This window comes from Bradyrhizobium sp. (assembly GCF_035570375.1).
In the GTDB taxonomy this organism is placed as follows: Bacteria; Pseudomonadota; Alphaproteobacteria; order Rhizobiales; family Xanthobacteraceae; genus Bradyrhizobium.
Map to the genome: position 1 here is coordinate 1 of NZ_DATMLW010000072.1, position 10,103 is coordinate 10,103.

The 10,103-nt window shown below is 59.9% G+C and carries 8 protein-coding genes and 1 pseudogene; 5 read left to right on the plus strand and 4 right to left on the minus strand.

Annotated elements, in window-relative coordinates; genetic code table 11:
* The first annotated feature begins 142 nt into the window (after nt 1–142).
* Nucleotides 143–3,658 carry an error-prone DNA polymerase gene (locus VNX23_RS08055; RefSeq protein WP_325628837.1) on the plus strand — a complete coding sequence of 1,172 codons (3,516 nt, stop codon included), beginning with the start codon at nt 143–145 and terminating at the stop codon, nt 3,656–3,658.
* Nucleotides 3,659–3,715: 57 nt separating this feature from the next.
* Here VNX23_RS08055 and VNX23_RS08060 read toward each other — a convergent pair whose 3' ends face one another.
* The gene (locus VNX23_RS08060) at nt 3,716–4,096 is read right to left on the minus strand and encodes a cupin domain-containing protein (RefSeq protein WP_325628839.1); all 381 of its coding nucleotides are present in this window, start codon (nt 4,094–4,096) and stop codon (nt 3,716–3,718) included.
* 268 nt (nt 4,097–4,364) lie between these two features.
* Between VNX23_RS08060 and VNX23_RS08065 the strand changes: the two genes are divergently transcribed.
* From VNX23_RS08065 to VNX23_RS08075, 3 genes are all read left to right on the plus strand, one after another.
* Nucleotides 4,365–5,843, plus strand: coding sequence for a 4-hydroxyphenylacetate 3-hydroxylase family protein (locus VNX23_RS08065; RefSeq protein ID WP_325628840.1), 1,479 nt, complete (start codon nt 4,365–4,367; stop codon nt 5,841–5,843).
* Between the two features lie 38 nt (nt 5,844–5,881).
* On the plus strand, nt 5,882–6,415 hold the full coding sequence (locus tag VNX23_RS08070; protein ID WP_325628842.1) for a flavin reductase family protein: 534 nt from the start codon (nt 5,882–5,884) through the stop codon (nt 6,413–6,415).
* Nucleotides 6,416–6,499: 84 nt separating this feature from the next.
* Nucleotides 6,500–7,708, plus strand: a complete 1,209-nt coding sequence (locus VNX23_RS08075; protein ID WP_325628844.1) for an acyltransferase — start codon at nt 6,500–6,502, stop codon at nt 7,706–7,708.
* 19 nt (nt 7,709–7,727) lie between these two features.
* Here VNX23_RS08075 and VNX23_RS08080 read toward each other — a convergent pair whose 3' ends face one another.
* Nucleotides 7,728–8,246 carry a hypothetical protein gene (locus VNX23_RS08080; protein ID WP_325628846.1) on the minus strand — a complete coding sequence of 173 codons (519 nt, stop codon included), beginning with the start codon at nt 8,244–8,246 and terminating at the stop codon, nt 7,728–7,730.
* A 30-nt stretch (nt 8,247–8,276) separates the two neighbouring features.
* On the opposite strand from VNX23_RS08080, the gene VNX23_RS08085 reads away from it, so the two are divergent.
* Nucleotides 8,277–8,441, plus strand: coding sequence for a hypothetical protein (locus tag VNX23_RS08085; protein WP_325628847.1), 165 nt, complete (start codon nt 8,277–8,279; stop codon nt 8,439–8,441).
* Here VNX23_RS08085 and VNX23_RS30995 read toward each other — a convergent pair.
* Together VNX23_RS30995 and VNX23_RS08095 are read right to left on the minus strand one after the other, a co-directional pair.
* Nucleotides 8,399–8,890, minus strand: a pseudogene (locus VNX23_RS30995) (LLM class flavin-dependent oxidoreductase); the annotation flags it as partial. The gene VNX23_RS08085 and the pseudogene VNX23_RS30995 sit on opposite strands and share 43 nt — an antisense overlap.
* A gap of 312 nt (nt 8,891–9,202) precedes the next feature.
* Nucleotides 9,203–10,103 (minus strand): adenylate/guanylate cyclase domain-containing protein (locus VNX23_RS08095; RefSeq protein ID WP_325628851.1); only part of this gene is annotated, 901 nt, incomplete at its 5' end.

Sequence of the window (10,103 nt, forward strand, 5' to 3'; positions counted from 1 at the left end):
GCGACCAGATGGGGTGCGAATGTCAAATCCACTCCACTGGTGGTCCGATTCCAACATTCGCATCCCTTCTCGGCCGGCAATTTTGCGAATGTTGGAATCAAAGGACCACCAGCAAATATAAGTTTCCAGTGGAGTTAGGGATTTGACATTCGCTGACGAACTCGCGACCAGATGGGGTGCGAATGTCAAATCCACTCCACTGGCTTATGCGGAGATCGGCATCACGACGAATTTTTCATTCCTGCGCGGCGGCTCGCATCCGCAGGATTACGTGCATCAGGCGAGTCTTTTGCGCCTGTCCGCCATCGGCATTGCCGATCACAATACGCTGGCAGGCGTGGTTCGGGCCTATAACGAACTCGGAAATACCGCGATCAAATTCAAGCCAAAACTTTTGATCGGATCGCGGCTGGTCTTCACCGACAACACACCTGATATCCTGGCTTTTCCGCGCGATCGCGCGGCTTACGGCCGGTTATGCCAGTTGCTCACCCGCCGCAAGCTCGGCAAGGACACCCTCAAAGGCGAGTGCCACCTGAAACTCGACGACCTCCTCGAATTTGCCGAAGGCCAGCTTCTCACACTCGCCCTGCCGCATCGCTTCGAGGAAACAAAAGCGCTTCAGATCCTGGATCGGTTGCGATCGAGCCGTGCCAATGGCGTGTGGCTGGCCGCCAGCCTGTTGTACCGGGGCGACGACCGCCGCCGGCTGGCGCGGCTTCAGCGCATGGCTGATTGCGCTTCCGTGCCGCTGCTTGCGACCAATGACGTGCTCTATCATCATCCGTCGCGCCGCCCGTTGCAGGATGTGCTCACCTGTATCCGCGAGAAGACGACCATCGAGACCATCGGCAAGCGCCTCGAAGCCAATGCCGAACGCCATCTCAAGCCGGCGGATGAAATGACGCGGCTGTTCCGCGACGTGCCGGAGGCGATCGCGGAAACCACCAGGTTTGCCGGTCGCATCGTCTTTTCGCTCGATCAGCTCAAATACCAGTATCCCGACGAGCCGGTTCCGCCGGGCAAGACCGCACAGCGCCATCTGGAAGACCTGACCTGGCAGGGCGCGCACAGACGATTTCCACTCCGGATTCCGCCCAAGACCAAAAAGGTCTTGCACAAGGAATTGCGCCTGATCAGGAAACTGAAATATGCGCATTACTTTCTCACCGTGCACGACATCGTCCGTTATGCACGCGAGCAGAAAATCCTGTGTCAGGGCCGGGGATCGGCGGCGAATTCGGCCGTCTGTTACGTGCTCGATGTGACCTCCGTCGATCCGACCAAGATCGATCTGCTGTTCGAGCGCTTCATTTCCAAGGAACGGCTGGAACCACCCGACATCGACGTCGATTTCGAGCATTCGCGGCGCGAGGAGGTGATGCAATATGTCTACCGGAGATACGGCCGGCACCGCGCAGCTGTTATCGCGACCGTCATTCACTATCGGCCGCGCAGCGCGATCCGCGACGTCGGCAAGGCGCTGGGGTTGACCGAGGATGTGACTTCGGCGCTGGCGGATACGGTGTGGGGGAGTTGGGGCAAGGGGCTTGACGAAAATCAGGTCAGGCAGGCGGGACTTGATCCGCAGAACCCGATGGTGGAGCTCGCGGTCGAACTCGCCGCCGAGCTGATCGAGTTTCCGCGGCATCTCTCCCAGCATGTCGGCGGCTACGTGCTCACCCAGGACCGGCTCGATACTTACGTGCCGATCGGCAATGCCGCGATGGACGACCGCACCTTCATCGAATGGGACAAGGACGACGTCGATGCGCTGAACATGATGAAGGTCGATGTGCTGGCGCTGGGGATGCTGACCTGCATCCGCAAATGTTTCGATCTCATCGCAGATCATAAAGGCGAGCGCTGGGAGCTGGCGACGGTCCCGAAGGAACAGAAGCCGGTCTATGACATGCTGTGCCGGGGTGAATCGCTCGGCGTCTTCCAGGTCGAGAGCCGCGCGCAGATGAACATGCTGCCGCGCTTAAAGCCGCGCAAATTCTACGACCTCGTCATCGAAGTCGCCATTGTGCGGCCAGGCCCGATCCAGGGCGACATGGTGCATCCCTATCTTCGCCGGCGCAATGGCCAGGAAAAGGAGGTCTACCCGTCGCCGTCGCCCACCCATGGCGACAAGGATGAATTGCGAAAGGTCCTGCACAAGACGCTCGGCGTGCCGCTGTTCCAGGAGCAGGCGATGCGGATCGCGATCGAGGCCGCAAAATTCACCCCCGAAGAGGCCAATGGCCTGCGCCGCGCCATGGCGACATTCCGCAATGTCGGCACGATCGGAAAATTCGAATCCAAGATGGTCAACAACATGATCGCGCGCGGTTACGATCCGCAATTCGCGAAAAACTGCTTTGACCAGATCAAGGGGTTCGGCTCTTATGGTTTCCCCGAAAGCCATGCCGCAAGCTTCGCGCAACTAGTCTATGTCTCGTCATGGCTGAAGCATTTTCACCCCGACGCTTTTTGCTGCGGCTTGTTGAATTCGCAGCCGATGGGCTTTTATGCCCCGGCGCAGATCGTGGGCGATGCGCGCAAGAACGGCGTCGAGGTGCGCGAGATCGATGTCTCCTTCAGCTACGCCCAGAATACGCTGGAGGAAAAAAGCGGGAAATATTGCGCGGTGCGGCTCGGTTTTCGCCAGATCGACGGATTCAGGTGGACCGATCCGGACGAGGCGCGGTTGAAGCGAATTCAGCAGTCGTTCCGGGATGGTGCGTCCGATTCGTCATTCCGGGATGGTCCGAAGGACCAGACCCGGAATCTCGAGATTATATTGGGAGATTCCGGGTTCGCGCTTCGCGCGCCCCGGAATGACGATGTGGGGGAAGCGGACGACTGGGCCGAGCGCATCGTCGCCGCGCGAGCCCGCCGTCCCTTTACGTCGCTGGAGGATTTCGCCCGAGACACCGCATTGCCCAAGCGCGCGCTGATTCTTTTGGCGGACGCCGATGCGTTTCGTTCCATCGGGCTTGACCGCCATGCCGCGTTGTGGGCGGTGCGGCGCCTGCCCGATGACGTCCCGCTGCCTCTGTTCGAGACGGTCGCCGCGCGTGAACAGCCGGATGAGGAGGCGCAACCGCTGCCCTTGATGCCGCTCGCCGAGCACGTGGTGGCGGATTATCAGACCATCCGCCTGTCGCTGAAAGGCCACCCGATGCAGTTTCTGCGGTCGAAATTTGAACGCGAACGGGTCATCGCCTGCGCGTCCGTTTCCGATGCCAGAGACCGGCAATATGTCCGCTGTGCCGGCGTGGTGCTGGTGCGGCAGCGTCCGGGCAGCGCCAAGGGCGTTGTCTTCATGACGCTGGAGGATGAAACTGGCATCGCCAACATCGTGGTGTGGCCGAAGGTGATGGAACGTTTTCGCAAAGAGGTGATGGGCGCGCGGCTGGTGCTGGTCGAAGGCTATATTCAAAGCAGCCCCGAAAAGGTCGTGCATCTCGTGGCCGAAAGACTGTTCGATCGCTCCCGCGATCTCGTTGGCCTTGCCAACGATGCGTTCAGCCGAAAGCACCCCGTGCCGGCGGGACCTGTGCTGATCGAGCCGCTCAATGACGATTCCCGCGATCATCTGGACAGTCCTGCCCAGAAAATCCGCCATCCCCGCGACGTGCGCATCCTGCCGCCCTCGCGGGATTTTCATTGAGGCCGTGAGAGCTGGATCGCTTCGACGCCAGGCGCTTCGCCCTTGGCTCGACACCGATCAAGCCGGATCGAAATAATGGATCTCCATTAGCATACAACCGGTTTCCGATTTGAACGGACCGTGAAACACGCCAGGCGGCCGGCAGGCATAAGTGTTCGGCTTGAAAGCTTCACCCCCCTTGCCATGCTCGTCGTTTCCGACCGTCAGGTCGCCGGAGAACAGAAACACTTCCTCCCAATATTCGTGAACGAACGGCGTTGTCGTGTAGACACCTGGCGCGAAGCGCAACAGTCGGGTCCGACTGCCGCGCTTGTCGGTCTCGTTGAGCGCTCCCGACAGGATCTTCTGCTGAATGCCCGGGGGATACCCAGCCGGAGTTTCCCATCCCTTCGACATGTCGAGGGTATAAAATTCTTCGTGGAGCTTGTTGATAGCCATTGGAATTCTCCTCGGAGAGTTTGGCGAACGCCCGGATCGGTGGAAGCCGGATCGATCACTGATCTCGTCGGCGGGATCATAACTGGAGAGAATCCCGTCGAGCAACGACGCCGTATTTCAGTCAGGTGCGGAAGGAAGCTTGCCTCGGCAACACGACGAACGCCAAATTCACGATACCCGACCATAGCTTGCCGTGAGAAATGCCAATGCTCCTTCCGACCTGCGGATGTGCTAGGCTGGCGACGAAGCATGGAGAGGAGCAGCGCCGATGCAGTGCAAGACCGGGGCCGAGCACCTTCGATCGCTGAAGGATGGTCGAAAAGTCTACATAGACGGAAAGCTCGTCGACGACGTCACCACGCACGCGGCGTACCGCAACGCAACTGCTTCCGCGGCGCTGTTGTACGACTACCAGGCGCGCCCCGAGAACGTCGAGCTTATGACTTTCGTGCCCGAAGGCGGCACGCGGCGCGTGAATCGCTGCTGGCAAATGCCGCGCAATTACGAAGAACTCGTTCAGCGGCGCAAAGCACTGCAGGCATGGGCGCAGGTGAGCTATGGGTTTCTGGGCCGGTCACCTGATCATGTCGCCTCTACAATCATCGGCCAGCGCATGGGTCTCGAGGTCTTCCAGAAGCATGGACCAAAACGTGCCAAGGCGCTTGCCGATTACGTGGATTACGTCACCAGAAATGATCTGTTCCTCACCTACGTCATAGTCAACCCGCAGGCTGATCGCTCTAAGGACTGGGGCGAGCAGGTGGAAGAGCTCGTTGCACAGATCGTCGATGAGGACACCACGGGATTGACGATCCGCGGCGCCAAAATGCTGGGCACCAGCTCGATCATGGCCAACGAGGTGTTTGTCGCCAATCTGCAGCCACTCAAACCCGGCGAGGAAGCCCTTGCTATCTCCTGTGCCCTGCCGATGAACACCGCCGGGCTGCGGGTACTCTCGCGCAAAAGTTACGAGGCGCATGCTGTCTCGGTCTACGATAATCCACTGTCAGCGCGCTTTGACGAGAATGATGCGCTTCTTTACTTCGACAACGTGAAAGTGCCATGGGAACGCGTGTTCGTCCATCGCGACACTGACATGTGTCGCGCCCAATTCCACGACACACCGAGCCACGTCTTCCAGAACTATCAGGCCCAGATCCGGCTTTCGGTGAAGATGAAATTTCTGGTTGGCCTGGCGCACAAGATCACCGAGGCGATCGGTACCACAAATATGCCCCAGGTGCGCGAACAGCTCGGTAGCCTGGCGGCCAATGCCGGCATGGTGGAGGCAATGCTTTCCGGCATGGAAGCCTCGGGTGGCAAACGCGGCGAATTCTATGTGCCAAACCGGCATCTGCTTTATGCGGCGCAGGTGATAACGCAGGACCTCTATCCGCGTCTGATAAATCTCATTCGCGATCTCGCCGGGGGCTCGCTGATCATGCTGCCATCATCCTTCCGCGACTGGGCCAATTCCGAGCTCGCACCTATCTTGCGCAAGACGCAGAGATCGCCGAACTTCAATTCCGAGGACAAGGTCAAGCTGCTGAAGGCGGCCTGGGATGCCGTCGGCTCGGAGTTTGGTTCGCGGCATACGCAGTATGAGATGTTTTACGCAGGTGCTCGTTTCGTCACCGCCGGTCACAGCTACCGTACCTTTGATTGGGGTGCGGCGCGCGGCATGGTCGATCATTTGCTGTCGACCTATAACCTGGACGAGGAAGTCGTCGAGCCTGCCGCGGAATAAATCCACTTTGCAGGGCAATAGTTGCCGAGTTGACAAAAATGACCTTCACGCCGGGTGAATTTCGGAAGGCGCTGGGAGTTTTCCCCACTGGCGTTGCAGTTGTGGCAGCCCGTGCGCCCGACGGGCTGCTTCAGGGAACGACGGTGAGCTCGTTTAACTCGGTCTCACTTGATCCGCCTCTGGTGCTGTTCTCTCTCGCGCGCACGGTACTCAGCTTCTCGGCTTGGCAGGCGGCAAACGTATGGGGCATCAGCGTGCTGCACGAGACGCAGGACGGCCTGTCGACCCGGTTTGCCCAATCGGGGGGCGGCAAATGGCTGGGCTTCGAGCCAATCGCCGGTGTCACCGGTGTTCCGCTTATTCCAGGTGCTTTGGCCTATTTCGAGTGCGAACGCTACGCCGTGCACGACGGCGGAGACCATCTGATCTTCGTTGGCCGCGTGTTGGCACTCGGTCGGCCATCGGGGTCGTCCTCTCGCCCACTCATCTTCTTCGCCGGCCGTTACCATCAGATCGACCGGCCTCGTCAAGGCGCGAGCGAGAGCGATGAGGGCATCTTGCACGGTTGGTGACCACGAAAGGCAGTAGAACGATCGAGCTCTTGGAACTCGTCATGCAATGCAAACCCCGTGCTTGCCGCGGCGTTGGAAGCAACTATGCAGCTGAAGTCTCCAGGTGAAAATGGTTTGGCGATGACCGGTGCAGGCAAGCCGGAGCGGATGGACTATGTGGATGCCGTGCGGGTCTTCTTGATCCTGCTCGTCGTGGCCCACCATTCCGTCGAATCCTATGTCGTAGCCCAACCGCCGGAGATTCCATTGCCAGATCCGCCACTGGCGCGCGGAGGGGTTTTCCTGTGGGTGAACGCGGCCTTTTTCATGGGATTGTTCTTTTTTCTCGGCGGCTACTTCACTCCGGGAGCGTTCGACCGTAAAGGCCCGGCGACTTTCCTTTCCGACCGCGCGCTGCGGTTGGGTGTGCCGCTTGCGCTGGGGACGATCCTGATCGTTCCGCTGGCGGGCTGGTCGCATATTGCGCTTGATCCGACCCTGCCGCCGGTAAGCTACTGGACCTATCTGACCCGGGATTTCTTCGGAGGCGGTCCAAAGCCTGACTATTGGCCGCCGACAGAGCGCTGGCCGGTTTTCAACTTCGGCCATCTCTGGTTTCTCGAACATCTCCTGGTCTATGCCGTGCTCTATGCCGCATTTCGCGCGATCATGCCGCCGGATGACGGCAAGCTATGGCGCAAACCACCTTCTCATCTGGCTCTCGCGACTTACGCAATACTGCTTGCCGGGGCGACCTTCATCGTCCGTCTCTGGTACCCCCAGGGCCGTTGGATTGGATTTCTTCACTTTATCCAGATGGAGCCCGCGCATCTGCCGCAATATATGAGCATGTTCGTGATCGGCGTGTTCGCTGGCCCGCGCCGCTGGCTGCAGACGATGCCGACGCGGCGCGCCCTGGCCTGGCTTGCGATTGGCGTGGGGCTCGCGCTGCTGGCCTATGTGCTCGCCGCCACGGCAGCGCCAACCGGTGTCGCGGCTGACGATGCCTCGCGCCAATTGCGAATATGCACCGCCGAGGCCTTCATCTGCACAGGCATGTGCGTCGGCCTGCCGGTTTTGTCGCGGGAACTGGGGCTCGGAGCAGGACGCGTGTGGCGGGTGCTCGCGCGCAACGTTTTCGCGGTCTACGTCTTCCACTTTCCGATCGTGTTGCTGCTGCAATGGGCTCTCATCGACGCGCCAATGCCCAAATTTTTGCGCCTGCTCATGACCGTGATCGGCGCGATCGTTGGCTCCTTTGCCTTCACCGACCTCATTGTGCTGCGTCTGCCTTTCGCCCGTCGCATCTTCTGACATGCGACAGCAGGGGGACTCACATGAACTTCGGCAACACTTTGGTCCACAGGGCCTCGGTCGACTTCATCAACTTGCCATGCGGAACCAGCTCGTTGTAGGTGTAGCAGAACAACCAATCGACCGGTTGCCGCTTCATGTTGGCTTCGAGCGCGCGCGTCACGGTATCGACGGTGCCGACCAATGCGTAGCCGAGGTCGATCGATTCCTGTGCGGTCGCAAATTTCTTCGTCACCGGGTCCATCAGGCCGCGGCGGAAGCCGAACGGCTCGAACCACGCCCGGCCGGAGAACCGCCCGGAGTCCTCCCACAACGCCATGGCCTCGTCGTCTGTGTCCGCAATGATGACGTCGCGCAACAAGCCCGTGCCGTGCCCGCGGGGCTTTCCCGACACCTCGGCATAAAGGTCGAACAGCGGTGACGCGTAGGCCTCATGCATCGGCGGCAGGATTGCGGTGACGCCCTCTTGCGCAGCCCATCGAATAGAGTTCGGCGACGACGCGAACGGCAGGAACACCGGCGGGTACGGCTTTTGCAAGGGCTTCGGCACCACGCCGCCGACGTCAGCATGCCATTCTCGACGCCCTTGCCGTATTTCGCCGTGGTCTCGAGATCCCAGGGCGTCGCGCCCGCTGGTATCTTCCAGTACTTGCCGTTGAACGTCAGCATCTCCTCGGTCCAGCATTTCTTGATGATCTGCCAGTTCTCCTCGAACGCCTCGCGGTTGGTCTGATCGATCGCATCATGATGATGCGGCAAGGTTCCCGAGACGCCGTGCGCCTGCTGCGCCATGATGTCGACCCAGCGTCGCTGGTAGCCGCGGGCGAAGCCGGCGCAGGCGCGTCCGCCTGTCATGTGATCGAGCATCGCGATGTCCTCGGCGACGCGGATCGGGTTGGCGGCCGGCAGCACGATACCGAGCTGACCGACGCGGATGCGCTTGGTCTGCATCGCGAAGTAGAGATCCAGCAGTACGGGATTGTTGGAAACCTCAAAGCCCTCGATGTGGAAGTGATGCTCGGTGAAGCTCACCGAATCGTAGCCGAGGTCGTCGGCAAGTTTGATGAGTTCGGTCAGCTCTTTCAACATGCGCTGGTAGAGTTCGGGCCTTGTCGCGGCCATGCCCGCCTCGATCTCGGCGCGCGAGCCGACGCTCGGCAGGCAAAATATCGATGCCTTCATTTTCTTTCCTTCCCGTCCGTGCCTGGTTGTTGATTCATCATAGGACGATCACGATTTTAGGCGAGCCGTAGGTGATCATCACCAAGAGCATCATGCCCCTTGTGACCACGTCGAGAAAAGAGGTGGATGCGCGGGTCGGAGGTAGCGCACGACGTGCGTCATCTCGGACGGCGAAGTCGTGTGGCGCCAGTCGCAAAACCAGTTGCGCCGACTAGCGCATGATCCGGAAAAGTGTGTAGCGGTTTTCCGAAAAGATCATGCGCAAACAATAAACTAAAGCGCGATGGCGATTCGACCAAAAGCCATCACGCTTTAGGACGCGATTCGGGCCAGATGATAGACCGACATGGTCTTGCTGACGCCCTTGAGTTCCGCCTCGCTCTTTTGCACCGGGTATGGCGCAATAATTTCCGCCACAGCCGGCGCGCCGTAAACTTCTTCGGTAATACAAATCTCGTCGCCATCGGCAAGGTTTTGCACCCGCGCTGCGATATTCACCGTCTGGCCAAAATAATCGAGCCGCTCGTTGAGCGTGACCGCGATCGAGGCTCCCCGATGCACGCCAATTTTTAGGGTGAAATCACGCTGCGGGCGGTCCCGATTTAGCTGATCGACGGCCTCGCGCATATCAAGCGCCGCCTGCACCGCATCGGCCGAAGTCAAAAACGCTGCCATCACGGCGTCACCGATCGTCTTGGTGACGGCGCCATTGTGCCGAACAGTGGCGTCGAGAAGATGCTGGAAGTGCCGCTGCACCTGAATGTAGGCGTTAAGGTCGCCGATCCGCTTGTAGAGCGCCGTCGAGCCCTTGAGATCGGTGAATATGAGGGTAACGTCGAGAACCGCAATGCCCTCCGTCGCGCTGATCACCTCCGAGCGGAAGAAGTCGCGAAAGGTTTGTGTCATCAGCAGTCGCTTGCCGGATAAGGATGGCGTGAAGTGAAGCTTCGGGCGCTGAAACGTCGCCATCGGAAGCTGCAGGATGCCGAATACCACTGGCAGCTTGCCAGCGTTGCGAACTTCGAACACGACCTTGCCGGGCGCGATGTTCGCTGTGGCGGCCACGCATTTGCCGCTGTCGAGTATGACCGGCACATGGGGCGGCGTTACACCCGCCCCGCTTGCGACCGGGAAAAAAAATTGGGCGTCGCTTTCGAAATCCTGGCCCAGCAGCGCACCTTCGGCGGCATCAACCTCAAGATTGACCGCAGAA

What these genes read in the sequence shown, in the direction of transcription:
- VNX23_RS08065 (WP_325628840.1), top strand. Translation starts at nt 4,365, where the DNA reads ATGCAGTGCAAGACCGGGGCCGAGCACCTTCGATCGCTGAAGGATGGT.
- VNX23_RS08075 (WP_325628844.1), top strand. Translation starts at nt 6,500, where the DNA reads ATGCAGCTGAAGTCTCCAGGTGAAAATGGTTTGGCGATGACCGGTGCA.
- VNX23_RS08085 (WP_325628847.1), top strand. Translation starts at nt 8,277, where the DNA reads ATGCCATTCTCGACGCCCTTGCCGTATTTCGCCGTGGTCTCGAGATCC.
- VNX23_RS08060 (WP_325628839.1), bottom strand. Translation starts at nt 4,096, where the DNA reads ATGGCTATCAACAAGCTCCACGAAGAATTTTATACCCTCGACATGTCG.
- VNX23_RS08070 (WP_325628842.1), top strand. Translation starts at nt 5,882, where the DNA reads ATGACCTTCACGCCGGGTGAATTTCGGAAGGCGCTGGGAGTTTTCCCC.